The 24457-nt window shown below is 60.0% G+C and carries 24 protein-coding genes; 9 read left to right on the forward strand and 15 right to left on the reverse strand.

Annotation, left to right across the window (positions count from 1 at the left end):
- Positions 1-20 precede the first annotated feature (20 nt).
- Complete coding sequence (glpK, locus tag I8E17_RS11110) at positions 21-1523, reverse strand: glycerol kinase GlpK (RefSeq protein ID WP_069612742.1); 1503 nt, start codon at positions 1521-1523, stop codon at positions 21-23.
- Between the two features lie 222 nt (positions 1524-1745).
- On the opposite strand from glpK, the gene I8E17_RS11115 reads away from it, so the two are divergent.
- The 3 genes from I8E17_RS11115 to xdhB all read left to right on the forward strand — a co-directional run bounded on the left by I8E17_RS11115 (position 1746) and on the right by xdhB (position 6655).
- Positions 1746-2522 carry a 3-hydroxybutyrate dehydrogenase gene (locus I8E17_RS11115; RefSeq protein ID WP_069612865.1) on the forward strand — a complete coding sequence of 259 codons (777 nt, stop codon included), beginning with the start codon at positions 1746-1748 and terminating at the stop codon, positions 2520-2522.
- 66 nt (positions 2523-2588) lie between these two features.
- A complete protein-coding gene (gene xdhA / locus I8E17_RS11120) occupies positions 2589-4055 on the forward strand; it encodes a xanthine dehydrogenase small subunit (protein WP_069612743.1) in 1467 nt (488 codons plus the stop codon).
- A gap of 260 nt (positions 4056-4315) precedes the next feature.
- On the forward strand, positions 4316-6655 hold the full coding sequence (gene xdhB, locus I8E17_RS11125) for a xanthine dehydrogenase molybdopterin binding subunit (RefSeq protein WP_069612745.1): 2340 nt from the start codon (positions 4316-4318) through the stop codon (positions 6653-6655).
- 287 nt (positions 6656-6942) lie between these two features.
- Here xdhB and I8E17_RS11130 read toward each other — a convergent pair whose 3' ends face one another.
- Positions 6943-7146 carry a hypothetical protein gene (locus tag I8E17_RS11130; protein WP_069612746.1) on the reverse strand — a complete coding sequence of 68 codons (204 nt, stop codon included), beginning with the start codon at positions 7144-7146 and terminating at the stop codon, positions 6943-6945.
- Positions 7147-7248: 102 nt separating this feature from the next.
- On the opposite strand from I8E17_RS11130, the gene I8E17_RS11135 reads away from it, so the two are divergent.
- The gene (locus I8E17_RS11135; protein ID WP_069612747.1) at positions 7249-8145 is read left to right on the forward strand and encodes a LysR substrate-binding domain-containing protein; all 897 of its coding nucleotides are present in this window, start codon (positions 7249-7251) and stop codon (positions 8143-8145) included.
- A 3-nt stretch (positions 8146-8148) separates the two neighbouring features.
- Here the strand turns inward: I8E17_RS11135 and I8E17_RS11140 are convergent, their stop codons facing one another.
- Positions 8149-8484, reverse strand: coding sequence for a hypothetical protein (locus tag I8E17_RS11140; RefSeq protein ID WP_069612748.1), 336 nt, complete (start codon positions 8482-8484; stop codon positions 8149-8151).
- Between the two features lie 213 nt (positions 8485-8697).
- Here I8E17_RS11140 and I8E17_RS11145 point away from each other — a divergent pair, with 213 nt between their 5' ends.
- Genes I8E17_RS11145 through I8E17_RS11155 form a run of 3 tightly spaced genes read left to right on the forward strand, consistent with a single transcriptional unit; the run spans position 8698 to position 12427 of the window.
- Positions 8698-9936, forward strand: coding sequence for a urate hydroxylase PuuD (locus tag I8E17_RS11145; protein WP_069612749.1), 1239 nt, complete (start codon positions 8698-8700; stop codon positions 9934-9936).
- Positions 9933-11240 carry a guanine deaminase gene (gene guaD, locus I8E17_RS11150; RefSeq protein WP_069612750.1) on the forward strand — a complete coding sequence of 436 codons (1308 nt, stop codon included), beginning with the start codon at positions 9933-9935 and terminating at the stop codon, positions 11238-11240. The genes I8E17_RS11145 and guaD overlap by 4 nt, the downstream gene beginning before the upstream one ends.
- A gap of 47 nt (positions 11241-11287) precedes the next feature.
- Positions 11288-12427 (forward strand): alpha-hydroxy acid oxidase, encoded by a 1140-nt coding sequence (locus I8E17_RS11155; protein ID WP_069612751.1) that lies wholly within the window; start codon positions 11288-11290, stop codon positions 12425-12427.
- On the opposite strand, the gene I8E17_RS11160 is transcribed toward I8E17_RS11155, so the two are convergent.
- The 10 genes from I8E17_RS11160 to I8E17_RS11205 all read right to left on the reverse strand — a co-directional run bounded on the left by I8E17_RS11160 (position 12424) and on the right by I8E17_RS11205 (position 18753).
- On the reverse strand, positions 12424-12690 hold the full coding sequence (locus I8E17_RS11160; protein ID WP_083258170.1) for a Txe/YoeB family addiction module toxin: 267 nt from the start codon (positions 12688-12690) through the stop codon (positions 12424-12426). The genes I8E17_RS11155 and I8E17_RS11160 overlap by 4 nt on opposite strands.
- Positions 12691-12697: 7 nt before the next feature.
- Entirely contained in the window at positions 12698-12958 is a 261-nt protein-coding gene (locus I8E17_RS11165) for a type II toxin-antitoxin system prevent-host-death family antitoxin (protein WP_069612752.1), read from the reverse strand.
- A 65-nt stretch (positions 12959-13023) separates the two neighbouring features.
- Positions 13024-13764, reverse strand: a complete 741-nt coding sequence (locus tag I8E17_RS11170) for a metallophosphoesterase family protein (protein WP_069612753.1) — start codon at positions 13762-13764, stop codon at positions 13024-13026.
- Between the two features lie 2 nt (positions 13765-13766).
- Positions 13767-14123, reverse strand: a complete 357-nt coding sequence (uraH, locus tag I8E17_RS11175; RefSeq protein WP_069612754.1) for a hydroxyisourate hydrolase — start codon at positions 14121-14123, stop codon at positions 13767-13769.
- The gene (locus I8E17_RS11180; protein ID WP_069612755.1) at positions 14120-14620 is read right to left on the reverse strand and encodes an ureidoglycolate lyase; all 501 of its coding nucleotides are present in this window, start codon (positions 14618-14620) and stop codon (positions 14120-14122) included. Before I8E17_RS11180 ends, uraH begins: the two co-directional genes overlap by 4 nt.
- 7 nt (positions 14621-14627) lie before the next feature.
- Positions 14628-14990, reverse strand: a complete 363-nt coding sequence (locus tag I8E17_RS11185; protein ID WP_069612756.1) for a HepT-like ribonuclease domain-containing protein — start codon at positions 14988-14990, stop codon at positions 14628-14630.
- Positions 14991-15218: 228 nt separating this feature from the next.
- Positions 15219-15716: a 2-oxo-4-hydroxy-4-carboxy-5-ureidoimidazoline decarboxylase gene (gene uraD, locus I8E17_RS11190; RefSeq protein WP_069612757.1), complete on the reverse strand. Its 498-nt coding sequence runs from the start codon at positions 15714-15716 to the stop codon at positions 15219-15221.
- 1 nt (position 15717) lies between these two features.
- The gene (puuE, locus tag I8E17_RS11195; protein WP_069612758.1) at positions 15718-16641 is read right to left on the reverse strand and encodes an allantoinase PuuE; all 924 of its coding nucleotides are present in this window, start codon (positions 16639-16641) and stop codon (positions 15718-15720) included.
- A 116-nt stretch (positions 16642-16757) separates the two neighbouring features.
- Positions 16758-17465, reverse strand: coding sequence for a DUF1045 domain-containing protein (locus I8E17_RS11200; RefSeq protein ID WP_069612759.1), 708 nt, complete (start codon positions 17463-17465; stop codon positions 16758-16760).
- A gap of 103 nt (positions 17466-17568) precedes the next feature.
- Entirely contained in the window at positions 17569-18753 is a 1185-nt protein-coding gene (locus tag I8E17_RS11205; protein ID WP_069612760.1) for an FAD-binding oxidoreductase, read from the reverse strand.
- On the opposite strand from I8E17_RS11205, the gene mnmD reads away from it, so the two are divergent.
- On the forward strand, positions 18752-19486 hold the full coding sequence (mnmD, locus tag I8E17_RS11210; RefSeq protein ID WP_069612761.1) for a tRNA (5-methylaminomethyl-2-thiouridine)(34)-methyltransferase MnmD: 735 nt from the start codon (positions 18752-18754) through the stop codon (positions 19484-19486). The genes I8E17_RS11205 and mnmD overlap by 2 nt on opposite strands.
- A 46-nt stretch (positions 19487-19532) precedes the next feature.
- Here the strand turns inward: mnmD and I8E17_RS11215 are convergent, their stop codons facing one another.
- Positions 19533-20462, reverse strand: coding sequence for an AraC family transcriptional regulator (locus I8E17_RS11215; protein ID WP_069612866.1), 930 nt, complete (start codon positions 20460-20462; stop codon positions 19533-19535).
- An 83-nt stretch (positions 20463-20545) separates the two neighbouring features.
- Between I8E17_RS11215 and I8E17_RS11220 the strand changes: the two genes are divergently transcribed.
- Positions 20546-21373 carry an oxidoreductase gene (locus tag I8E17_RS11220; protein WP_069612762.1) on the forward strand — a complete coding sequence of 276 codons (828 nt, stop codon included), beginning with the start codon at positions 20546-20548 and terminating at the stop codon, positions 21371-21373.
- Positions 21374-21439: 66 nt separating this feature from the next.
- Here I8E17_RS11220 and I8E17_RS11225 read toward each other — a convergent pair whose 3' ends face one another.
- Positions 21440-24253 (reverse strand): response regulator, encoded by a 2814-nt coding sequence (locus I8E17_RS11225; RefSeq protein WP_069612763.1) that lies wholly within the window; start codon positions 24251-24253, stop codon positions 21440-21442.
- Positions 24254-24457 lie beyond the last annotated feature (204 nt).

Genomic DNA, 24457 nt, shown 5'->3' on the forward strand with positions numbered 1-24457 from the left:
TGAGCAGGCGTGAAGGCCGATCACCTCTGCCGTGTACTCAATGTGCGCGAGACCGCGTTCTTCCAACCTTTGAGCTTCGCATTTCGGGTCTTGTCATCCATGCCGGGCTCGAAACGCTTGTCTCGCGCCCAGGCCTTGGCGAAGCCGGCGCGATCCGGCCAGACCCCGGCCCGGCTGCCGGCAAGCCAGGCGGCACCCAGCGCGGTCGTTTCGAGGATCGTCGGGCGGTCGACCGGTGCATTCAGCAGATCGGCAAGCCGCTGCATCGTCCAGTCGGAAGCAACCATGCCGCCATCGACGCGCAGTACCGTCTCCTGCCCGTTGCCGTTGCGCCAATCCCTATGCATGGCATCCAGGAGATCGCGCGACTGATAGCAGACGGCTTCCAGCGCCGCCCGGACGATCTCCTCGGGTCCGGTATTGCGCGTCAGCCCGAAAATCGCGCCGCGTGCATCCGGATCCCAATGCGGTGCCCCGAGGCCGGTGAAGGCCGGCACCAGATAAACCTCCTGCAGGGGATCGGCCTTGGCCGCCAGCTCACCGGAATCCGATGCACGCTGGATCGCTTTCAGGCCATCGCGCAGCCATTGTACCGCAGCGCCCGCGATGAAGATCGAGCCTTCCAGCGCATAGGTCGTCTCGCCATTCAGCCGATAGGCGATGGTGGTCAGCAGGCGGTTTTTCGACCGCACCATGTCAGCGCCGGTGTTGAGCAGTGCGAAGCAGCCGGTGCCATAGGTGGATTTCATCATGCCGCGCTCGAAGCAGGCCTGGCCGATCGTCGCCGCCTGCTGGTCGCCGGCAACGCCGAGGATCGGGATTTCCGCGCCGAAATGCGTGGGATCGGTGACGCCGAAATCCGCCGCACAATCCTTCACTTCAGGCAGCATCGCGGCCGGCACGCGCAGAATATTCAGCAACTCCTCGTCCCATTCGTTCGCGCCGATGTTGTACATCAGTGTCCGCGAGGCATTGGTGGCATCGGTGACGAAGCTCTTGCCGCCTGTCAACCGCCAGATCAGGAAACTATCAATGGTGCCGAAGCACAGCTTGCCTTTGGCGGCTAAGGCACGCGCACCCTTCACGTTGGAGAGCAGCCAGGAGAGTTTGGTGCCGGAAAAATAGGGATCGAGCAGCAGGCCGGTGCGGCGCGTGAACAGCTTTTCCAGGTCCTGCCGCTTCAGTTTCTCGCAATAGCTCGCCGTGCGGCGGTCCTGCCAGACGATGGCATTGTGGATCGGCTTGCCGGTCTCGCGATCCCAGACGACGACCGTCTCGCGCTGATTGGTGATGCCGAGGGCTGCAATATCCTTGGCGGTAATGCCGGCAGCCTCGATCGCCTTGCGGACTGTAACGAGGACGGACGCCCAGATTTCCTCCGGATCGTGCTCGACCCAGCCGGGCTTCGGATAATGCTGGGTGAATTCCTTCTGCCCGACACCGGCAACCTTCATCTTGCCGTCGAAAACGATAGCCCGCGTCGACGTCGTTCCCTGATCGATCGCCAAGATATAACCGCTCATGCACTCCTCCCGCCTGTTGCGTCCCGAAACAACAGATACGCGAGCAAAACGAATGTGAAAAGAAAGCAAAACGAAATTTTTTCGCTAAAGGATACACTTTCCGGTTCACAGCATCGTGGCCGAAGGGCCGGCAGCATTGCGATTGCCATATCCTCCGGTTTGGGACTAGGCTCAGTCCGTTTTGCACTGCAGCAGGAAGCTGCGCTGTCCAAGGAGATGATCATGGCAAGAACAGTTGTCGTCACCGGTTCCACAAGCGGTATCGGCCTCGCCATCGCGGCCGCCTTCGCCGCCAAGGGCGATAATGTCGTCATCAACGGCTTCGGAAAGCCCGAAGAAATCGATGCGATCAAGACGAAGCTCGAAGCCTCCGGCGGCGGCAAGGTGATCTATCATCCTGCCGACATGACGAAGCCTGCCGAGATCGCCGATCTGATCGCGACCGCCAACTCCACCTTCGGCAGCGTCGATGTTCTCATCAACAATGCCGGCATCCAGCATGTCGAGAAGATCGAGGATTTCCCGATCGAGAAGTGGGATCAGATCATCGCGATCAATCTCTCCAGCTCCTTCCACACTATCCGCGCCGCCATTCCGTTGATGAAAGCTAGGAAATACGGGCGCATCATCAACATCGCCTCGGCGCATGGCCTGGTCGCCTCGCCCTTCAAATCCGCCTATGTCGCGGCAAAACATGGTATATTGGGCCTGACCAAGACGGCAGCGCTTGAGCTTGCCGAGTTCGGCGTGACGGTGAACGCCATTTGCCCCGGCTACGTGCTGACCCCGCTTGTCGAAAAGCAGATCCCGGATACCGCCAAGGCACGCGGCATGACCGAGGAGCAGGTCAAGAACGAAGTCATTCTCAAGGCCCAGCCGACGCACGAGTTCGTCAAGGCCGAGGAAATCGGCGCCCTGTCGCTCTACCTTGCGAGCGACGAGGCACGCCAGGTGACCGGCACACACGTCTCGATTGACGGTGGCTGGACCGCGGAATAACCATTTGCGGTTAGGGCCGGATTCGTTCGCGTATCCGGCCCGGCCAACAGATAAAACGGGAACCACATGAGCGACAGCATCCGCTTTATCCTCAACGGCGAGGATATCATTCTATCCAGCCTGCGTCCCACCGAGACGCTGCTCGACTTCCTGCGTCTCGACCGGAGACTGACGGGCACGAAGGAAGGATGCGCGGAGGGCGACTGCGGCGCCTGCACAGTGCTTGTGGGACGTTTGATCGATGGCGGGCTGCACTATGAATCCGTCAATGCCTGCATCCGCTTCGTCGGCTCGCTGCATGCGACCCACGTCGTCACCGTCGAACATCTCGCCGCCCAGAACGGTGCGCTTCACCCGGTGCAGCAGGCCATGGTCGATTGCCACGGCTCGCAATGCGGCTTTTGCACGCCGGGTTTCGTCATGTCGCTCTATGGTCTCTGGCTGACGACGGAAAAACCGAGCCGGGAGCAGATCGAAAAATCGCTGCAGGGCAATCTCTGTCGGTGCACGGGCTACGAGCCGATCGTCAAGGCGGCCGAGCAGGTCAGCCAAAAGCGGCCGAGCGCTCTCTTCGATCCACTCGAAAAGACCAGGGCCGATATCATCGCCCGCCTCTGGGCGATGCAGGGTGGCGATACCATCGAGATTGCCGAGGGTGAGGATCGTCTCATCGTGCCCGGTTCCGTCTCGGCGCTGGCACAGGTGCTTGCCGACGAGCCGAGGGCGACCGTCGTTGCCGGCTCGACCGATGTCGGCCTATGGGTCACCAAACAGATGCGTCGGCTGAACCCGGTCGTCTTCATCAATCATCTGACCGATCTGCAGAAAATCGTCTTCGAAGAGGATGGGCTTGGTATCGGCGCCGGCGTCACCTACAGCCGCGCCTTTGCTGTGATCGGCGAAAAAATCCCGGCCTTTGCCAATCTCATCAACCGCATCGGCGGCGAGCAGGTGCGCAACATGGGCACCATCGGCGGCAATATCGCCAACGGCTCGCCGATCGGCGACACGCCGCCGCCGCTCATCGCTCTCGGCGCAACGGTGAAACTCCGCTCGACTGCGGGCACGCGCAGCCTGCCGCTCGAAGATTTCTTCATCGATTACGGCAAGCAGGACCGGCATCCCGGTGAGTTCGTCGAGAGCATCTTCGTACCCTATCCGGCCAAGGGTACGCATTTCGCCGCCTACAAGATCTCCAAGCGCCGCGACGAGGATATTTCGGCCGCTTGCGGCGCCTTCCATCTGTCATTGGATTCAGCCGGCAATGTCGAAAATATCCGCATCGCCTTCGGCGGCATGGCCGGCACACCGAAGCGCGCCCGCACCGTCGAGGCAGAATTGATCGGCAAGCCGTGGACAGAGGCAACCGTCATGGCCGCGCGCGATGCCTTCGACAGCGACTACACGCCGCTGACCGATTGGCGTGCCTCCGCCGAATACCGCCAGTTGACCGCCAAGAACCTTCTCATCCGCTTCTATCTTGAGACATCAGGCGCGCCGCAGGAATTGAAGCGCTTCGAGGTGCTGGCATGATGACGGATTTCAGATTTATTCAACCGTATTCCTTGAGCATGGCACGGTATCTTTCGGGGGATGACTGCAGCCGCTTCCTTTCCCCTTCTCCCCTCGGGGAGAAGGTGCCCGTAGGGTGGATGAGGGGGTTACGCAGCAAAGGGCAAGCTTCCTTCCATCTGGTCTCAGGACGCGCATCGCTTTGCGATGCATCCCCCTCATCCGGCCTGTCGGCCACCTTCTCCCCGCTGGGGAGAAGGGAAAACGCGGAGGTCTGAGCCATGGACAAGTCTACGTTCGAAGAAGCCAAGGTTGTCATCAACGGCTCGATGCATGGCTCGCTGCGCCATGATTCCGCGCACAAGCACGTCACCGGAGCCGCCGATTATATCGACGACATTCCCGAACCGGCCGGGCTGCTGCACGGCGCGCTCGGCCTTTCCGATCGCGCGCATGCCGAGATCACCGGCATCGATCTCTCGGCCGTCAAAGCATATCCAGGTGTCGTCTGGGTCTTCACTGGCGCCGATATCCCCGGCGTCAACGACACCAGCTCCAACGGCATGCATGACGAACCGCTGCTTGCCGAGACGAAAGTCGAGTTCCACGGGCAGCTAATCTTCGCCGTCATCGCCGAAACCCGCGATGCCGCCCGCCGTGCAGCCCGCCTCGCCAAGATCGACTATCGCGACCTGCCGCATTGGAGCGATATCGACGGCGCGCTCGCCAATGGCGCACCGCTCGTCTACGAACCGATGACGCTGAAGCGCGGCGAGCCGGAAACCGAAATGGCCAAAGCCAAGCACCGCATCAAGGCGCAGATGCGCATCGGCGGACAGGAGCACTTCTATCTCGAAAGCCACATCGCCATGGCGATCCCCGGCGAGGACGACGAAGTCGCCGTCTGGTCCTCGACGCAGCATCCGAGTGAAATCCAGCATATCGTCGGCCACGTCCTCGGCATTCCATCCAATGCCGTGACGGTCAACGTACGCCGCATGGGCGGCGGCTTCGGCGGCAAGGAAACGCAGGGCAACCAGTTTGCGGCTCTTGCCGCCGTTGCCGCCAAGAAGCTCGGCCGCGCCGTCAAGTTCCGGCCCGACCGCGACGAAGACATGAGCGCCACGGGCAAGCGGCACGACTTCCTCGTAGATTACGAGGTCGGCTTCGACGATGAAGGCCGAATCCACGCCGTCGACGCCACCTATGCCGCGCGCTGCGGCTTCTCCTCCGATCTTTCCGGCCCGGTGACCGACCGCGCGCTGTTCCATGCGGATTCCAGCTATTTCTACCCGCATGTGCATCTGGTCTCGAAGCCGCTGAAGACGCATACCGTCTCCAACACCGCCTTCCGTGGCTTTGGCGGCCCGCAGGGCATGGTTGGTGGCGAGCGCATGATCGAAGAGATCGCCTATGCGCTCGGCAAGGATCCACTCGAAATCCGCCGCGCCAATTTTTATGGCCAGCCGGCCTCCGGCCGGACACTGACCCCCTATCATCAGGAGGTCACGGACAACATCATCAACCGCGTCGTCGACGAACTCGAACAGAGCTCCGACTACCAGGCTCGGCGCAAGGCGATCATCGAGTTCAACCGCTCCAGCCGCTTCATCCGCAAGGGCATCGCGCTGACGCCGGTGAAATTCGGCATCTCCTTCACCATGACCGCCTTCAATCAGGCGGGCGCGCTGGTGCATATTTATCAGGATGGCTCCATTCACCTGAACCACGGCGGCACCGAAATGGGCCAGGGCCTCTATACGAAGGTGGCGCAGGTTCTGGCCGACAGTTTCCAGGTCGATATCGACCGTGTGAAAATCACGGCTACGACAACCGGCAAAGTGCCGAATACATCGGCGACGGCGGCCTCATCCGGCTCCGACCTGAACGGCATGGCTGCCTTCGACGCCGCGCGGCAGATCAAGGAAAGGCTCATCGCCTTCGCAGCCGAGAAATGGGGAGTGGGCGCGGAAGAAGTGCAGTTCCTTCCCAACCGCGTACGCGTCGGCGAGGTGGAAATCCCCTTCCCCGATTTCGTCAAGCAGGCCTATTTTGCCCGCGTGCAGCTATCGGCCGCCGGCTTCTACAAGACGCCGAAGATCCATTGGGACCGCAAGGCCGGCCGCGGCACGCCATTCTACTACTTCTCCTATGGCGCCGCCTGCTCGGAAGTGTCGATCGATACGCTGACGGGCGAATATCTGATCGACCGCACCGACATCCTTCACGACGTCGGTCGCTCACTCAATCCGGCGATCGATATCGGCCAGGTCGAAGGTGCCTTCGTGCAGGGCATGGGCTGGCTGACGACCGAGGAGCTCTGGTGGGATGCGAAGGGGCGGCTGCGCACGCACGCGCCCTCCACCTACAAGATCCCCCTCGCCTCCGACCGCCCGAAAATCTTCAACGTCCGCCTTGCGGAATGGTCTGAAAATACGGAGGCGACAATCGGCCGCTCCAAGGCCGTCGGTGAGCCGCCCTTCATGCTCAGCATATCCGTGCTGGAGGCGCTATCGATGGCAGTCGCCAGCGTCGCGGATTACGGCGTCTGCCCCCGCCTTGACGCCCCGGCGACACCGGAGCGCGTGCTGATGGCGGTGGAGCGGCTGAAGGGAATGTGATTGTCGTCCTGCCAAACGAGAGGACTGCATTTGACGCAGCTCCCTTTCAGCTTCGCTGACATCTCTCCCACAAAGGGGGGGATTGTTGGGGGTTTGTCGCTCCACCCGACAGAACATGCCACTGTCGTTTCTACAGATACTATCTTCGTTTGATATCCGAAGAAAGCTGCGGGTTACCCATCTCCCCTTGTGGGGGAGATGTCTCGACAGGGCCAGAGGGGGCACTCACTCTCCACATACATGAAGGGTCTCAATTCATGACCCACCCCCTCGACGGTCCTCATCACCTACAGCAGCGACCTATCGTCATAACGCGGCTCACGCCCATCCAGAAATCCAAGGTCGCGCTTCAGCCGGTCCGGCATCTCATCGAGGTCTAGATGCGGTGACGGTTCGCCGTGCTTCAGGAAGACCTGCATCAGCGGCTCCAGAAGACGCGCCACAAGCGCGGGCTTGGCTGCCTCCACCGGCTCGATCACATAACAGTCCATGACAACACCTCAATTCAATCAACGATGTGAATTGCAGTCTGGCGTGAAAAATGCTGAAATTCCAATCGAACTATCGTCTGCATACATAAAGAGAACTTATCCATGAAGCAGTCCAAGCGCTTCCCGCTGAATGCCTTGCGCGTTTTCGAAGCCGCCGCCCGGCTCGGCAGTTTCACCCGCGCCGGCGAAGAGCTTGGCATGACGCAGACGGCGGTCAGCTATCAGATCAAGCTACTGGAGGAGACGGTGGGGGAGCCGCTATTCCTGCGTCGTCCGCGGCAGATCCTGTTGACGGAAGCCGGAGAGCAGCTCGCGCCGAAAGTGGCTGAAGCCTTTGCCCTGCTGCAGGAGGCCATGGCCTCGATCAGCGGCGATGCCGAAACGACGCTGCGCATTCATTCGACACCCACTTTCGCCTCGCAATGGCTGGCTCGTCATGTCGGGTCGTTTCAGCTCAAGCATCCCAATATCGCGGTCCGGCTGGATACCTCCGGCTCGATCATCGACTTCGCCCGGGAGCCCTCCGATATCGCCATCCGCGCCGGGCGTGGCCAATGGCCGGGACTGCGCGCCCATCTGTTGATGAAGGTCTATTTCACGCCGATGCTGAGCCCGGCGCTTGCGGAGACTATCGGCGGCATACATGAACCGGCCGATCTCCTGAAGCTCCGCATCATCGACGCAGGCGACCCGTGGTGGGCGCAATGGTTCAAAGAGGCCGGCGTTCCCGATCCCGGCCTTCAGGGCCGGCCGCGAAGCAGGCTCGGTGCCCAGTCCTTCGAGGCGAGCGCAGCATTGGCCGGCCAGGGCGTCGCCATCCTGACCCCGGAGTTCTATGCGGACGATCTGGCTTCCGGCCGGCTGATCCAGCCCTTCGATATTCTTTCGTCCGACAATACGGACTACTGGATCGCCTATCCCGAAAACAGGCGTCATACGCCGCGCATCCGCGCCTTCAGGGATTGGCTGCTCCGCGAATTCGGCATGCCGCTGGAATAGCGCTCAATAATCCATGTCGGGCGCATAAAAACAGCGCGGCGTATTCTCGTCCGGAAACAAACAGAGATGATAGGCTCCGTCGGGAGAACGCATGGTTTTCTGCTGCGGCAGATTGAAGATATGCGCGTGGGTTATGTAGCGATGATCGCCCGGATTGAGCGTCACCCGATAGCCACCGGGTACAATGGTGACGGTACGCGAGGGGATCATCTCGCAATCGCCCGTCTTGCTGTCACCATTGCAGCAATAAGGGTCGTAGGACCAGCCGGAGGGCGCCTCGTGCGCCAGGGCGAAGGCTGCGGAGAGAAGAAAAAATACGAACGTCAGAATACCTCGCATGGGCAATTCTCCGTCGAAAAATAGACGGCTGCCGCGGACACGGCCCGCTCCAAGCAGCCAAGGGCATTTTATTAAAAACTGCCATAATCTGATCTAATGCGCCCTGGGCGCCAGACAAGAGCGTGGCTTTTTGCTGACGCGGCAAACTCTCCCCTTCCCTCCGTCGCCAACATTTTGCAAGGTGCGGAGTCGGAGGAAGAAAAGGGGAACTGAATGTATGAATACGCCATAGCGTGGGAATGGCTGGCCTTTGCCGCCCGCTGGTTCCACGTCATAACCGCCATTGCCTGGATCGGTTCGTCTTTCTACTTCATCGCGCTCGATCTCGGGCTGGTGAAGCGCCCGCATCTTCCGCCCGGCGCCTATGGCGAAGAATGGCAAGTCCATGGTGGCGGCTTTTATCATATCCAAAAATATCTCGTGGCTCCCGCGCAGATGCCGGAGCATCTGACCTGGTTCAAATACGAAAGCTATTTCACCTGGATTTCCGGCTTCCTGATGCTGTGCATCGTCTATTACGGCGGCGCCAACCTCTTCCTCATCGACCGGCATGTGCTCGATGTCAGCGTCCCCGTCGCGATCCTGATTTCGCTCGCTTCGCTTGCCGGCGGCTGGATCGTCTACGACCTGCTTTGCAAGTCCCCGCTCGGCAACAACACGTGGGGCCTGATGATCGTGCTTTATGCCGTCCTGATCTTCATGGCCTGGGGCTACACGCATCTCTTCACCGGCCGCGCCGCCTTCCTGCATCTCGGCGCCTTCACCGCGACGATCATGTCGGCGAACGTCTTCATGATCATCATTCCCAATCAGAAGATCGTTGTCGCAGACCTCATTGCCGGCCGCACGCCCGACCCTAAATATGGCCGTATCGCCAAGCAGCGCTCGCTGCACAACAACTACCTGACGCTGCCTGTCATCTTCTTCATGCTGTCCAACCACTATCCGCTGGCTTTCGGCACGGCCTATAATTGGGTGATCGCGGCGCTGGTTTTCCTCATGGGGGTCACCATCCGTCACTGGTTCAACACGACACATGCCCGCAAAGGTCATCCAACCTGGACCTGGATCGTTACCGTCGTCCTCTTCATTATCATCATGTGGCTTTCGACCGTTCCGAAGGTGCTGACCGAGGAGAAGGAGGCCAATGCGATTCCTCCCGCCTTCCAGCAATATGCCTCGGATATACATTTCTCGTCCGTCAGAGAGATAGTTTCGACGCGCTGCACCATGTGTCATTCGGCCGAACCCGTCTATGAGGGGATTGTTCGGCCGCCGAAGGGCGTAATGCTGGAAAATGACGAGCAAATCGCTATGCATGCCCGGGAGATCTATATTCAGGCCGGCCGCAGCCATGCCATGCCTCCGGGCAATGTTACCGAAGTGACGCCCGAGGAACGCAAATTGCTGGTCGCCTGGTTCGAAAGCTCCATCGGAGAAAAAAGCCAATGACCACCCTTCTGCGCGGCCGACTGCTTTCCTTCAAGCACCTGCCGCAAAGCCTCGATGATACGGGCAGCTACGCTTACGAAAGCGACGGCGGCCTGCTGATCGAGAACGGCATGATCGTCGCGACCGGGCTTTATGCCGATATCAAGGCGCAGGCGCCGGAAGGTGTCGCCGAAGTCGACCACCGCCCGCATCTGATCCTGCCGGGTTTCATCGACATGCACCTGCATTTCCCGCAGATGCAGGTGATCGCATCCTATGCCGCCAATCTCTTGGAATGGCTGAACACCTATACCTTTCCCGAGGAATGCCGCTTCGTCGAAAGCGCGCATGCCGAGCGCATCGCCACGCATTTCTACGACGAGATGATCCGCCACGGCACCACGACGGCCGTCGCCTACTGCTCGGTGCACAAGACCTCCGCCGATGCCTATTTCGCCGAAGCCATGCGCCGCAACATGCGCATGGTCGGCGGCAAGGTGATGATGGATCGCCATGCGCCGCAGGGTCTGCTCGACACGCCCGAAATGGGTTATGACGAGACCCGCCAGGTAATATCTGACTGGCATGGCAGGGGCCGCAACCACGTCGCCATTACCCCTCGTTTCGCCATCACCTCGACACCGGCGCAGATGGAAGCGACTGCGGCGCTTGCCCGCGAGTTTCCGGATCTGCACATTCAGACGCATCTTTCCGAAAACCACGAGGAGATCGCCTTTACCTGCGAGCTCTATCCGGAAGCGATCGACTATACCGATATCTATGCGCGCTACGGGCTGCTTGGGCCAAGGAGCCTGTTCGGCCATGCGATCCACCTTTCAGAGCGCGAAGCCGACGCCATGAGTGAGGCCGGTGCGGTCGCGGTACATTGCCCGACCTCCAACCTCTTCCTCGGCTCCGGACTCTTCCCGCTGAAGGCACTGGCCCGCCGCGAGAAGCCGGTGCGCATCGGTGTCGCCACCGATATCGGCGGCGGCTCCAGCTACTCCATGCTGCGCACGATGGACGAGGCCTACAAGATCCAGCAGCTGCTCGGCGAACGCCTGAACCCGCTGGAAAGCTATTATTACATGACGCGCGGCAATGCCGAGGCGCTCTCCCTCGTCGACAAGATCGGCACGCTCGACGCCGGAACCGAAGCCGACCTCATCGTGCTGAATGCAGCGGCAACGCCGGCCATGGCGCTGAAGATGGAAGTGACGAAGAGCCTTACCGAAGAGCTGTTCCTGCTTCAGACCATGGGCGACGACCGGGCGATCGTCGAAACCTATATTGCTGGAAAGCCGATGAAATCGATCCTGCAATGAGGCAATCCCAACCCACCTCCATATAACCATCCAGAAGGCAAAGAGCCATGACCGCGCCGCTGACCATCGCCGAATTGAAAACGCTTGCGCAGCGGCGCGTGCCGAAAATGTTCTTCCAGTACGCCGATTCCGGCTCTTGGACGGAGTCGACCTATCGGGCAAACGAGGCTGATTTCGCCAAGATCAAGCTGCGCCAACGCGTCCTCGTCGACATGTCCGATCGGTCGCTGGCAACCACCATGGTCGGCCAGAAAGCCTCGATGCCGGTGGCGCTGGCACCCACGGGCCTCACCGGCATGCAGCACGCCGATGGCGAGATGCTGGCGGCGCGGGCGGCGGAAGAATTCGGTATCCCCTTCACGCTCTCGACCATGAGCATCTGCTCGATCGAGGACATCGCCTCGGTGACGAAGCAGCCCTTCTGGTTTCAGCTCTACGTCATGAAGGACCGCGATTTCGTCCTGAACCTGATCCAGCGCGCCAAGGCGGCGAAATGCTCTGCGTTGGTGCTGACAGCTGACCTGCAGATCCTCGGGCAGCGCCACAACGATATCCGCAACGGATTGTCGGCACCGCCGAAAATGACGGCGAAAAATCTCTGGCAGATGGCGACGCGGCCAAGCTGGTGCATGGGTATGCTGAAGACCAAGCGCCGCTCCTTCGGCAATATCATCGGCCATGCCAAGGATATTTCCGACATGACGACGCTGTCGCACTGGACGCATTCGCAGTTCGATCCCAAACTCTCCTGGAGCGACGTCGCCTGGATCAAGAAGCAATGGGGCGGCCCGTTGATCATCAAGGGCATTCTCGACGTTGAGGATGCAAAAGCGGCCGTCGATGTGGGCGCCGACGCCATCATCGTCTCCAACCATGGCGGTCGGCAGCTCGACGGCGCCCATTCTTCCATCAGCATGTTGCCACGGATTGCCGATGCCGTCGGCGACAGGATCGAAGTACATATGGATGGCGGCATCCGCTCAGGTCAGGACGTGCTCAAGGCCGTTGCACTCGGCGCCAAGGGCACCTTCATCGGCCGGCCCTTCCTCTACGGCCTCGGTGCCATGGGCAAGGAAGGCGTGACACTCGCGCTCGAAATCATCCGCAAGGAGCTGGATATCTCCATGGCGCTCTGCGGCAAACGGGATATCAAGGCGGTGGATCGGTCGATTCTGGCTGATTTCTAATAGTGGAAGCGACATTGCAAAACGATAAGTATTTGCCGATCGCCTTCACCTTCGACTTTGTAAATCAGCCTGTGCTCTTGCGTGATGCGACGCGACCATTGTCCTTTGAGTTGATTGCGCAGGGCCTCAGGTTTGCCGAGTCCCTCAAACGGGTGGCGTAGTGCGTCCCGCAAAAGCTCGTTGATTCTAACAGCTATTTTACGATCTCTTTCCCGCCAATATAAATAGTCTTCCCAAGCATGTGCGTGCCAGGCAAGCAACATGACGGGCTTACTTCGGATCAATCAAATCGTGAGAAACGAGGTTCTTTCCCTCGTTTGCATCGGTAATCGCTTCCATCAACCGCGCCGCATTGGCCGGGGTCGACAGGACATGAAGCGTCTCGATGATACCTTCATATTCTTCCTTGTCGATCAGAATGGCTGACGGCTTATCGCGACGAACAATTTCCACGGCAACACGGTCCTGCACGACTTCGTCAAGCAAGCTAGCAAGTTCATTTCGTGCTGCTGAAAACATGACCGTTCGCATGTTCCACTCCTATAACCACTTGTACAATAAATGGTACAAGTCAGGCTTCAAGTCAAGAAACATGCCTAGCGCAGCCAGCCTGTCGCCAGCCCACTCGCCCACTCCTCGCGGCCATTCCGCGTTGCAAGTTTCGCCATTTCCATATGGTCATAGGCCACCTGCCGGAAGACTGGCAGCCAAGTATCACCGATCTTTTCCAGAATGGCGTAAGAAGCAAAGGGATGGCCCGCCTCCACCTTGTGATAGTAGGGCAGGTCATCGTCGTAGGCGGGGCAGCCGACGCTCCCGGGATTGACGATCAGGCGCCCATCGGAAAGGCGAACGGCGCGCGGAATATGGCTATGCCCGCACAGGATCAGCGGAAAATCGATGCCGGCAGCCAGCGCCTCGATCTCTTCCAGCGGCTTTAGATAGACATGACCCTCGGGCGAGACGGATTCGAGCCAATAGACATTATCATCGGTTGGTGTCGCGTGGCAGAGATAGGCCTCATCCAGATGGACCGCACTGACGGGCAGGGTGCGCAGCCATTCGAGATGGCCTTCCGTCAGTTCAGAACGCGCGGCCCGATCTGAAACATGCATCGTCTCGGGCGCCTGTTCGATCAGATACCGATCGTGATTGCCGCGCACCGTCGGCGCATTCAGTTCCAGCAGCAGATCGGCTGTCTTTCCCGCCGTCAGCGGCCCGCTGAAGCAATCGCCGAGATTGATGATGTCGCTAATGCCCTGCCTGCGGATATCCGCAAGCACGGCTTCAAGCGCCAGATGATTGCCGTGAATGTCCGCTATGGCTGCAAAACGCAATCTCAGCTCCCGCGATAGGTGGAATAGCCGTAAGGTGAGATCAGCAGCGGTACATGATAATGCGCCGTGGTATCGGCAATGCCGAAACGGATCGGCACCAGATCGAGGAAAGCCGGCTCTGGCAACTTGATACCGCTGGCACGCAGATAGTCTCCGGCGCGAAACAGCAATTCATAGGTGCCGGCAATGAAGCTGTCGCCGATCAGGATGGGACCGCCATCCACGCGCCCGTCGGCATTGGTCGTTACCGTCTTCAGATGCGTGCGAGCGTCACCCTCGATCCTGAAGAGATCGATCACCAGGCCTTCGGCCGGCTTGCCGAGAGCGGTATCGAGCACATGGGTGGTCAGTCCGGTCATAGCGTCGGTGCTCCGATGATGAAGGGCGTGTCGAAGAAATATTCCTCGAGGTTGTTCTCCGACCCGTCACGATCCACGATAAGGAAATCGCTCTGTTCGTCGAGAGCCATCAGGGGATAATGCCAGACATTGATCCGATAGTTCACGCCCTGGTCGCCGCGCGCAAGGAAGACTTGCGGCCGGCCCGGCTTGCCGCCCTCATCTTCCGCAACGACGACGAGGAACGGCCGACCATTCAGCGGCACGAAACACTGGCTGCCGAAGGGATGGCGCTCCATCATGTCGATCGAGAAGGGAAAGGCACGCGGCTGGCCGCGGAAGAGGTTCAGGATGACCCGCGCGCCCTCTCCGAGGGCCTCGGCGCTGGACAAAGCATGGAAGCGCTCTGTTGTGCCGCCATTGATGTACCGCATGGTCACTGGATCGGCCTCGATGACATCGCCGAACGGTGCGAATGTGGCCTTTGTCAAAGGATTGATATCGAGATGCTGTGTCATTGAATGATTATTCGCCTTCCGCTCGCCAGTGGCGAATGGAGTCCAGTTGCAGGAGCAACTCCGGAAGAGATTTGCGCGCGATGTACCACAGGGCCGGCAACTCGATGTCGACATATCCCTGCGCAATCCGATTCCGGAAGTCCTGCATCACATGCCAAGGCAGCTCCGGATGGTCAACGACAAACTCCGGATATTCCTCGGCAATGCGTATGGCAGCCTCGCCGATCAGCAGAAGGTTCATGCCGACGGCGCGCTGTTTCTCGACACTCTTGAAAAAGGCGGCTTGATCGACGTCCCGGAGGAATTGACCGATTTCGGATGCAGCCTGCTGCATGCGTTCGAGGTAGGTAATCAGTCGATCCAGGCTCATGTCGGCTCCCTTTCGCCGACAATGCCCGATTCCGGTGCGATGACGCGCCTCTTGGCGTCGCCAATCGTCCGTCCGCTTCTATCTCTGTCCAATGCTTTCCGTGGCCCCATGGCTCAGTATCCTGCCAAGCGGATACTAAGCCATGAGTAGACCGAAAAATAGCGCGTACCTCAACGGGAAATCAGCCCAGGGACATGGCCTGGAGGATCGCGGCTCTGAGGCCAAACCTCAGGCTTCAGGCAGCATGGATTGCAGACGCAGCAGCGCGATCTTCTCGACCTGAGCGGCAGCCGTCGCAAATTCCGTGTCCCGGCCGTTGCCAATCCGCGTCTCGAAGGCGGCAAGTATATCGTCCTTGCCGAGCCCCTTCACCGCGATAATAAAAGGAAAGCCAAATTTCGTCACATAGGCGGCATTGAGTTCGGTAAACCGAGCATGCTCCTCGGGGCTTAGCCGATCGAGCCCTGCACCGGCCTGCTCTTTGCGGCTATCCTCGGTCAGCTGGCCGGCAATCGCCAGCCGACCGGCAAGATCGGGGTGTGCCCGCAGCACGCCAAGTCTCTCCGCCTCGCTGGCGGCACGGAAGACCCGCACCAGCGCGGCATACACGCCGCCGGAGGTCAACGGCTCGGCAATGGTGCCCTGATCGTAGGCGCGCTCGGCAACGAAAGGCGAATGTTCGAAGACGCCGCCGAAGCGGCCGACAAAATCATCCCGCAAGATCATATCAGCTCACGGCCCCGGGAAGGTGATTTTCATACCAGTGGTTGGCGATTTCAATTCGTTTCGGGATCCAGACCTTGTCGTGCTTCTGCACATATTCGATGAACCGCCGCAACGCGGCGGCGCGGCCGGGGCGGCCGACGAGACGGCAATGCAGACCGACAGACATCATCTTCGGACTGCCGTCCTTGCCCTCTTCATAAAGCGTGTCGAAGGCATCTTTGAGGTAGGTGAAGAACTGGTCGCCGGAATTGAAGCCCTGCGGCGTCGCAAAGCGCATGTCGTTGGTTTCGAGCGTATAGGGGATGATCAGGAACGGCTTGCCGTTCAGACCATCGACCCAGAAGGGCAGATCGTCGGCATAGGAATCGGAGGAATAGAGGAAACCGCCCTCCTCCATGACGAGCCGCAGCGTATTGTCCGACGGCTTGCCCTGATACATGCCGTAGGGCCGCTCGCCAGTGAGTTCGGTATGCAGCCGCACGGCTTCGAGAATGTGCTTGCGCTCCAGATCCTCGGAGAAATCCTTGTATTCCAGCCAGCGATAGCCGTGGCTGGCGATTTCCCAGCCCGCCTCCTTCATGGCGGCAACCGCTTCCGGATTGCGCGACATGGCAAGCGTCACGCCATAGACGGTCGCCTGAACCTTGAGTTCGGTAAACATGCGCCACAACCGCCAGAAGCCGGCGCGCGAACCATATTCGTAGATCGATTCCATGTTGAGGTTGCGCTGATTCGGCCAGGAGGCCGCGCCGACGATCTCCGAAAGCAGGTTTTCCGAGCCAGGATCACCGTCGAGAATGCAGCTTTCTCCGCCCTCTTCATAGTTGATCACGAACTGCACCGCGATGCGGGCATCGCCGGGCCATTTCGGATCCGGTGTGTTGCGGCCGTAGCCGATGAGATTACGGGGATAGATTTCCGACATTGAAGCACCTTCTCTGATCGCGGAACGGTAACATCCACGCGACGAAAGTCGAGACGGAAAGTGGAAAATCACTTTCGCTTCAAAGCGAGGTATTGGCGTGAACGCCATCCGCTAATCTAGGCGATCTTGCGGGCGCTGACCTTTCCCATCGGATGCAGCGAGTGCACCCGGAAGGGGCCGCCAGCGCCTTCTTCCATCATGAGCGCAATGTTGGAAACGGGGATGGGCGCAGCCAAGGCAGGCTCAAAGAAATCGCGCAGCGCACGCTCGATACGCGTCATATCGGCAGGGCTCACGGTGCCCGTCAGCATCATCTGGAAGCGAAACTCGTCCATGACGTGCGGATGCCCCCAGCGATGCAGATTGGCGAACTGCGTCGCAGAAAGCCCATCCGGATCGATCCGTTCGATCTCGGCTTCGCTCAAAGGAGCCCGATATTGATCGAAGGTCTGTACCAGCGATGCTGCGAGGAAATGCATCTGCTGGCATGGTACGGAGGGAACGAGGCCCAGCGCGCCGCCGAGCCGCGCGACCTCGATCCTCGGGATTTCGAAGGGCGCCACCGTGCCGGAGAACCGCATCAGATCGCGCAGCAACCCGGATTCGGACATGTCTTCGGCCAACCGGAACGGCGCCTTCAGAATTCCCATGAAACCATAGCGGCGCGGGACTGCGGTGTAGAAAGCGATCTCGTGAATGCCGAGCCCGCGGACTGCGGGCGGATCGACCATCTCACCGGAATAGACATTGCGGCCGAGCCAATTCGCCGCCACAAGCGTCAGCGGATCGCTCGCAGACGGTGTGAAGCAAATCGCATACCGCATAAAATTCCTCCAGGGCGTAACGTCAGGCAAACCGAACCGGCACCGATGGCCAAGGAGATAGGTGATTTGCGTGACAGATTGACGACCCGAAAGAGGCCTGAATTCACGTTTTATGTGATATGACTGAAATATGACTTGCTAAAGTGAAACTCTGCGGCAAGTTGAAGCGACCGGGCGCCCCCGCCGCCTCACGTACCGCCGCCTCCGCCAGCCTATGCGCCAGCCCGAAGCTCACCTTGAAGCCGCCTGTGAGCGCAATCAACGCGGGGTGATCTGGATGGGCACCCACCATCGGATCACGATCCACGGCCTTCGGACGCAAGCCCGCCCAACGCTCGACGACTTCCGCGCCGGCGAGCACCGGCGCCATGGCACGCGCTGCTGCAAGCAGATCGTCGAGCTGCCCATCCGTCGATAAAGGATCGTCAAATCGGTTCTCGCTCGTGCTGCCGACCGCGACCAATCCATAATCATGCGGGACGATATAAAGACCATCGCGGAAGATAACGGGCAAGCCGCCGTCGACATCGGCCTTCAGCATCGCCGCCTGCCCTTTGACCGGTTGACCCAGCGAGGCTTTGCGTCCCCTCGTCAATTCATCAAGGATCGGAAACGAGCGGTAACCGGCGGCAAGGATGCAGCGACCGAAGCGAATGTCGCTATCACTTAAGCGCGCAAGGCCCCGTTCTGGATCGATACTCGCGACGGTAACGCCCTCGTCAAGCCGGACATGTCGTGCCGTCGCCAGGAACTTCTGTAGGACCTCCAGAAACGCGCGCGGCGCGACGCGGGCCGCCAGTGTATCGTGGATAAAGCCGCTTTCGCCGGCTGAAGGTTCGATCCAGTCTTCGACGGGTGTCGCTTCCAGCACATTCCAGTGAAACCGGCGCTCCCCATACCGCCAATGCACCTCCGCATCCTGGGAATGACCCAGCGCGATCTGCCTCAGATGCGGCTTCGGCAGTGGAATCAACCGCCCGGCGCGGCGATAGCCAGCCGAAAGCCCGGTCTCCGCTTCCAGGGTTGCAATTTCCTCCTCCAGCGCGACAAGCGCATCGAACTGAAACTGCTTCTTGTCGGACCATTTGTCCGGCATGTGCGGCATCAGCGCGCCGAGCAGACCGCCGCTTGCCCCCTGCCCAAAACGGCCGGCTTCGACAAGCAACGTCCGGATACCAAGACGCTCGGCGTGAATGGCGGCCCATAGCCCCATGATCCCACCACCCACGATCAGCAGATCGACGGACGATTGACCCGCAGGTCTTGGAGGATTATCGGCTCTTTCCATGACAGATCCAGTTCACGATCGGACCAAGGCGTCCGAAACCAATGCGGCAAGCCCGGAGCTCGAATGGCGCGACGGCGATATGCCCTATTCGACCGCATTTGGCGACCATTTTTATTGCCAGACAGATGGCCGGCTGGAATGCGGTCATGTCTTCCTGGCCGGCAATGGCCTTCCCGACCGCTGGCAGGGACGGCAGGACTTCCGCATCGGCGAACTCGGCTTCGGCACCGGTCTGAACTTCTGCGAGACCTGGCGCCAATGGCGGCAGCAGGCCATCCCCGGTTCGAACCTGCACTTCATGTCCTTCGAACTCTACCCCATGCGCGCCGAAGAAATCGATCGTGCCTTGTCGCACTGGCCTGAAATCGATAGGGAGCGCCAGGCTCTTGCCGCAGCCTGGCCGGACCACCCGCAGGAGGTCGTGTCGCTGAGGCTAGATGCAAATACGCGTCTCAGCGTCGTCTGTGCCCCGGCTCTCGAAGGCGTCAGCCGTGCCGAACCGGGCTTTGACGCCTGGTATCTCGACGGCTTTGCACCCTCGCGCAATGCCGACATGTGGTCGCCGGAACTGATGCAGACACTCCATGACAAGACGCGTCCGAACGGTACCTTCGCCACCTATGCGGCCGCCGGCTTCGTGCGACGAAACCTGCAGGCGGCCGGATTTATCGTGGAGCGGCGCAAAGGCTTCGCCGGCAAGCGCGAAATGCTCTGCGGCATCAAGCCTGCCTGAGGCCGGGGCCAATGTGCCGGGTCAGGCGGCAACTATCTCCGAGGGCTCAGATGAGCTCGCCAAGATGCTGGCGAACCCACTTGGCCTCTTCCGAAGCCGTCCGCCGGAAGTGCCGTTTGAAATCCCGGCTGAACTGCGCAGCACTGGCATAGCCGACCGATGCCGCCACCTCCGCGATCGTCCCGCTTTGACGCGCAATCATCAACCGCGCCTCGTGAAGCCGCATTGCCTTCACATATTGTATCGGACTGCTCCCCGTCAGGGCTTTGAAATGGACGTGATAGGAGGGAACGCTCATCCCCACCTCACGTGCCAGCGCGGCAACCGAAATCTCGCAATTGTAGGTTTCACGCAATCGGGCCAGGCTTCGCACGATCTTACCGGAAATGCCCTGCTGCTGAAGCGCCGAGATCATCGCTCCGCCCTGCGGACCCACAAGAACCCGGTAGTGCAGTTCGCGCAGTATGCCTGCTCCCAGAACCGCAAGCTCGACAGGATCGCTGAGCGCACGCAGCAGGCGCAGCACGACATCCTCGATCATCGGCTCCATCCTGCTCGATATCAGGCTTCTCACTTTGTCGGCCGTTGTTACGGACCGTCTCGCCCCCACCTCCGAGGCGATCTCGGCAGCCAGAAGCATGTCGAACTCAACATAGACAGCGAGCAAAGGGCGTTCTGCGCTGGCTGACGATTCCATCCGAAACGGAACAGGCACCGACACGGCCAGATAATGCTCCTCATCGTAGAGATAGACCTCGCCTTCCAGCATACCCTGCTTTCGGCCTTGCAGGACGAATACCGCACCGGGCTTGTAGAGCACCGGGACATCGTGAAGAACCGCCTCGGTCCTGAGAATCCGAACACCGGCAAGTGCGGTTGGATTGTATCCTTGGCTGGGAGCAAGAAGGACCGCCAGCTCCAGCAACTCCCGACGCCTTGACCATTCGTCTTTCGCATTCATAGGATTTGGCAAGATATTCATAGTTCTCGCAATCGCTGACAGCAGTTTGGAAGATTATCAGTCATGAGCATCGACCAAACAAGAAGAGAACATCTATCATGTCACAGAAGACCTTCTTCATCACCGGGGCGAATTCCGGCTTCGGTTTCGCAATCGCGGCCGCCGCGATCCGGAACGGCCACAAGGTTATCGGCACCATCCGCTCGGAGCAGTCGCGGACGGCCCTGACAGAACGCTTGCCGGCGGTGCGGCCCATCCTATGCGACGTGACGGAGTTCGACCGGATAACCGACGTTGTTCGACAGGCGGAAGAAGACCATGGGCCAGTCGAGGTGCTGATCAACAATGCCGGCTACGGCCACGAGGGAATTCTTGAAGAGTCGCCTCTCGAGGAAATGCGCCGCCAGTTCGACGTAAATGTCTTCGGCGCAGTTGCGGTCGCCAGGGCCTTCCTGCCGCGCTTCCGCCAAAGGCGCAGCGGCTTCATCGTCAACGTCACCTCCATGGGCGGCATGATCACCATGCCCGGCATCGCCTATTATTGCGGAAGTAAATTTGCGCTTCAGGGCATCTCGGAAGTCATGCGAGCAGAAATGGCGCCTTTCGGCGTTCGGGTCACCGCCCTTTGCCCCGGCTCCTTCCGGACCGACTGGGCAGGCCGCTCGATGGTCCGAACCGAACGATCAATCGCGGATTATGACGCGCTATTCGATCCGATCCGCCAGGCGCGGCAATCCAAAAGCGGTAAGCAGCTCGGGGACCCCGACAAGCTCGCCACAGCAGTGCTGGATCTGATCGAATCCGACGCCCCTCCGCCGCAGCTCCTGCTCGGCAGCGATGCCCTTGGACTTGTGTCGGACAGGATCGAGCGTCTCAAACAGGAGATCGAAGCCTGGAAAGCCGTTACCGTTTCCACCGATGGCTGATGGCCGCGACGGTTGCGATGGCGGGAAGCCGACATCCAGCCCCGCGAGCAAGTCTGGATCCGAACCCTAGTTGTTCGAGCGATCGGCCCGGAGAGCGGTATCGCTCAGATAGCGCCGGATCTTCGTCTCGAGAAGTTCGGGGCTGATTGGCTTCGACATGCAATCGTCCATGCCAGACTGCATGCACATGATGCGATCGACATCCAGCGCCTGCGCCGTCACTCCGACGATGGGCACATGATATCCCTGCCCGGCCTGTGTCTCGAACTGCCGGATCATGCGGGCCGCCTGATGACCATTCATGACCGGCATGGACACATCCATGAGGATCAGCGACGGCCGCAGCTGGCGCCATGCGTCGACGGCCGCCTGGCCGTTCTCAACGACAAGAAACCGCAGGCCGGTCGCCTGCAGGATCTGCGTGAAGACGATCTGGTTCACCTCATTGTCCTCGGCAACGAGGACGTCGATGGTGTTGCCTGATTTGGCCGACGTCATCCGATCCGTGGCTTCGATCGCGGCTGCGGCTTCCGTCTCTATCGGCAGCCGACGTTCAATGGAGGCCAATCGCTCACCCAGCTTTTTCCGCCGCGACACACGCACGACATCGATGATTGTGCCACGCAGCACATTGGCGCGCACAGGCTTCATCAGATGCGCCTGGCCGTTGACGGCGGCGAATTCCCTGTCGCAACCGGCGACACCCATCGACGTCAGGAACACGATCGGCAGCGTGTCGAAACGCGGATCGGCGCGCAGGGCGGTCGCGACCTGATAGCCATTCATGCCGGGCATGCTGTAATCGACGATAACAGCATCGACCGGTACGCCCATATCGAAGGCAGCATCCAGAATAGCGAGCGCGGTCCCACCATCCTCGGCGACATGCCCGTCAAAACCCCATTGCGCCAGCTGTTCGGTCAAGATGCGCCGATGGATCGCGTCGTCTTCCACGATCAGGACGCGGGCATCCCTGACATTGGCCGGCAGCTCCGCGACTTTGCCGCGCGCGGCAACCAGCGGCATCGGCAGATGGACCGTGAAGACCGATCCCTTGCCCCATTCGCTCTCCACCGACAGCGAACCGCCGAAAAGATCGACGAGACCGGCAGTAATGGTAAGACCAAGGCCCGATCCCTCGAGCCGCCGCGCAAAGGATGAATCCGCCAGTGAGAATTTGTCGAAGATCGTATCGAGCTTTTCTTCCGGAATGCCGATGCCTGTATCTTCGATACGGAGGGCAAGCAATATGGTGTCGCCCGGTGCCGGCTGGCTATCCAGTTCGACCAGCACATGACCACGCTCGGTGAACTTGATCGCATTGCCGACGAGATTGGTCACGATCTGCCGATAACGACCGGCATCGCCGAGGATCGCCGCCGGTACGCCGGGAGCGATGCGCACCATCAGCTCGATATTCTTTTCCGATGCGGCGGCAGCCAACAGGGTCGCGATATCCTCGACGGCCTCGGCGGGATCGAATGCCATCTTGCGCAGATGCATTTCGCCGGTATCGATGCGGGAAAAATCGAGAATGTCGTTGATGATGGTCAGCAGCGCGTTGCCCGATTTGACGATGATATCGACGAAGGTCTTCTGGCGTGCATCGAGATCGGTCTTGCCAAGCAGTTCCGCCATGCCGAGAACGCCATTCATCGGCGTGCGGATTTCATGGCTCATATGAGTGAGAAATTCGGATTTCGCCCGATCCGCGGCATTGCTGCGCGCCAGGAGCAGCTGCAAATCCGCCTCGCGCTCCTTCATCTCGGTAACGTCGGTCAGCACCACCGTCCAGCGGCGATGCTCGCCGAGCGCGGCTTCGAGCTGCATCCAGCGATCGCCTTCAATCTGGAACACACAAGAGATCGGCTTGCCGGCAGCGACGCTTTCTGCCCAAGATGCCCGCATAGCCTCGGCGTCCTCGCCGAAGTCTCCGCGTTGCGCACAATAATCGAACGCCGCAGACCAGTTTCTACCGACCTCGAGGAGCTCAGCCGGCAGCTTCAGCATATCCTTCAGCCGGTCGTTGGCCAGCATGATCGTACCGTCTTGAACGATCAGCAGGCCTTGGGACATGGCCTGCATGGCATCGGCCATCAGCTCGCCGAGGCGTTCCAGCGCCAGCCGGGCCTCGGTGATCTCGCGGAATTGCTGCTTTACGGCGGAAATATCCGTGTAGGACATCAGCGTCCGCCCGTTGGCAATGCGGCGCGCATCGATGATGACGGATTTGCCGTCGGCAAAATTCACTTCTGTTTGCAGATGCTCGCCTGCCTTGCGCAGTGCTGCCAGGCGCGCCTGATAAATGTCGTCGATGCTGCGGCCATCGCTGTCGAAGCGCGCACGTTCGTAATGTTTGGCGATGAGATCCCGATAGGGGCGGCCTTCGAAGCGCTCATCCTTCGAGAACTCGAAAATGTCGTAGAAGGCGTCGTTCACGTATTCGACGATGTAGTCGCTGTCGTGGATCAGAACACCAATCGGCATTGAGCGAAGAATATTGTCGAGATCCTGATGCAGCGTCTTGGGAGACGCTTCGAGAAACACACCGAAAATATAGACGCGGTCTTCCGACGGGGAAAAACTCTCAATCTGGATGCGCGAGCGTTGACGACCCGATCCGTCGAAGCAGAGTGCCACCTCTTCCGAACCGAAGACCAGCGCACGGCGCTCTCTGTCTTCCCTATCGGCACTCTCCGCGGCATCGAGAAGATCATGACTGCGATTGCCGATGAAATCGGAAATCTCACGCCCGAAAAACCGCGCATAGGCATCATTGACGGCGACGTAACGAAGCTCGCTGTTCTTGATGTAGGCGGGCCTGTCCAGACGGGCGATCCGACGGCACGCTATGTCGAGCAGTTCACCGTCCAAGGTCAAACGGAGCCTCTCTTTTCACCACGCATGATAGTTCATGAAACGACGCTCTAACACGATTGGCTTTAACAAAGCCTTAACCATGTTTAACCATCGTGCCGACGTCGCGTTCAGACCATGCACTGTTCTATAACGGTCATGCCTTGGTCGCAAACAACGGCGGCACGCCGGGGGAAACTCTGCCAAGAATCCGTCGACGGATTATTG

This window comes from Rhizobium sp. AB2/73 (genome assembly GCF_020871915.1).
GTDB lineage: Bacteria > Pseudomonadota > Alphaproteobacteria > Rhizobiales > Rhizobiaceae > Rhizobium > Rhizobium dioscoreae.

Bases quoted from the DNA above. Each gene is read 5' to 3' on its own strand.
- xdhA (WP_069612743.1), top strand. From the start codon at position 2,589: ATGAGCGACAGCATCCGCTTTATCCTCAACGGCGAGGATATCATTCTA.
- I8E17_RS11145 (WP_069612749.1), top strand. From the start codon at position 8,698: ATGTATGAATACGCCATAGCGTGGGAATGGCTGGCCTTTGCCGCCCGC.
- I8E17_RS11220 (WP_069612762.1), top strand. From the start codon at position 20,546: ATGTCACAGAAGACCTTCTTCATCACCGGGGCGAATTCCGGCTTCGGT.
- xdhB (WP_069612745.1), top strand. From the start codon at position 4,316: ATGGACAAGTCTACGTTCGAAGAAGCCAAGGTTGTCATCAACGGCTCG.
- I8E17_RS11200 (WP_069612759.1), bottom strand. From the start codon at position 17,465: ATGCGGTATGCGATTTGCTTCACACCGTCTGCGAGCGATCCGCTGACG.
- I8E17_RS11130 (WP_069612746.1), bottom strand. From the start codon at position 7,146: ATGGACTGTTATGTGATCGAGCCGGTGGAGGCAGCCAAGCCCGCGCTT.
- I8E17_RS11165 (WP_069612752.1), bottom strand. From the start codon at position 12,958: ATGCGAACGGTCATGTTTTCAGCAGCACGAAATGAACTTGCTAGCTTG.
- uraD (WP_069612757.1), bottom strand. From the start codon at position 15,716: ATGATCTTGCGGGATGATTTTGTCGGCCGCTTCGGCGGCGTCTTCGAA.
- I8E17_RS11160 (WP_083258170.1), bottom strand. From the start codon at position 12,690: ATGTTGCTTGCCTGGCACGCACATGCTTGGGAAGACTATTTATATTGG.
- mnmD (WP_069612761.1), top strand. From the start codon at position 18,752: ATGACAGATCCAGTTCACGATCGGACCAAGGCGTCCGAAACCAATGCG.
- I8E17_RS11155 (WP_069612751.1), top strand. From the start codon at position 11,288: ATGACCGCGCCGCTGACCATCGCCGAATTGAAAACGCTTGCGCAGCGG.
- I8E17_RS11140 (WP_069612748.1), bottom strand. From the start codon at position 8,484: ATGCGAGGTATTCTGACGTTCGTATTTTTTCTTCTCTCCGCAGCCTTC.
- I8E17_RS11135 (WP_069612747.1), top strand. From the start codon at position 7,249: ATGAAGCAGTCCAAGCGCTTCCCGCTGAATGCCTTGCGCGTTTTCGAA.
- guaD (WP_069612750.1), top strand. From the start codon at position 9,933: ATGACCACCCTTCTGCGCGGCCGACTGCTTTCCTTCAAGCACCTGCCG.
- I8E17_RS11205 (WP_069612760.1), bottom strand. From the start codon at position 18,753: ATGGAAAGAGCCGATAATCCTCCAAGACCTGCGGGTCAATCGTCCGTC.
- I8E17_RS11185 (WP_069612756.1), bottom strand. From the start codon at position 14,990: ATGAGCCTGGATCGACTGATTACCTACCTCGAACGCATGCAGCAGGCT.
- I8E17_RS11180 (WP_069612755.1), bottom strand. From the start codon at position 14,620: ATGACACAGCATCTCGATATCAATCCTTTGACAAAGGCCACATTCGCA.
- I8E17_RS11115 (WP_069612865.1), top strand. From the start codon at position 1,746: ATGGCAAGAACAGTTGTCGTCACCGGTTCCACAAGCGGTATCGGCCTC.
- puuE (WP_069612758.1), bottom strand. From the start codon at position 16,641: ATGTCGGAAATCTATCCCCGTAATCTCATCGGCTACGGCCGCAACACA.
- glpK (WP_069612742.1), bottom strand. From the start codon at position 1,523: ATGAGCGGTTATATCTTGGCGATCGATCAGGGAACGACGTCGACGCGG.
- uraH (WP_069612754.1), bottom strand. From the start codon at position 14,123: ATGACCGGACTGACCACCCATGTGCTCGATACCGCTCTCGGCAAGCCG.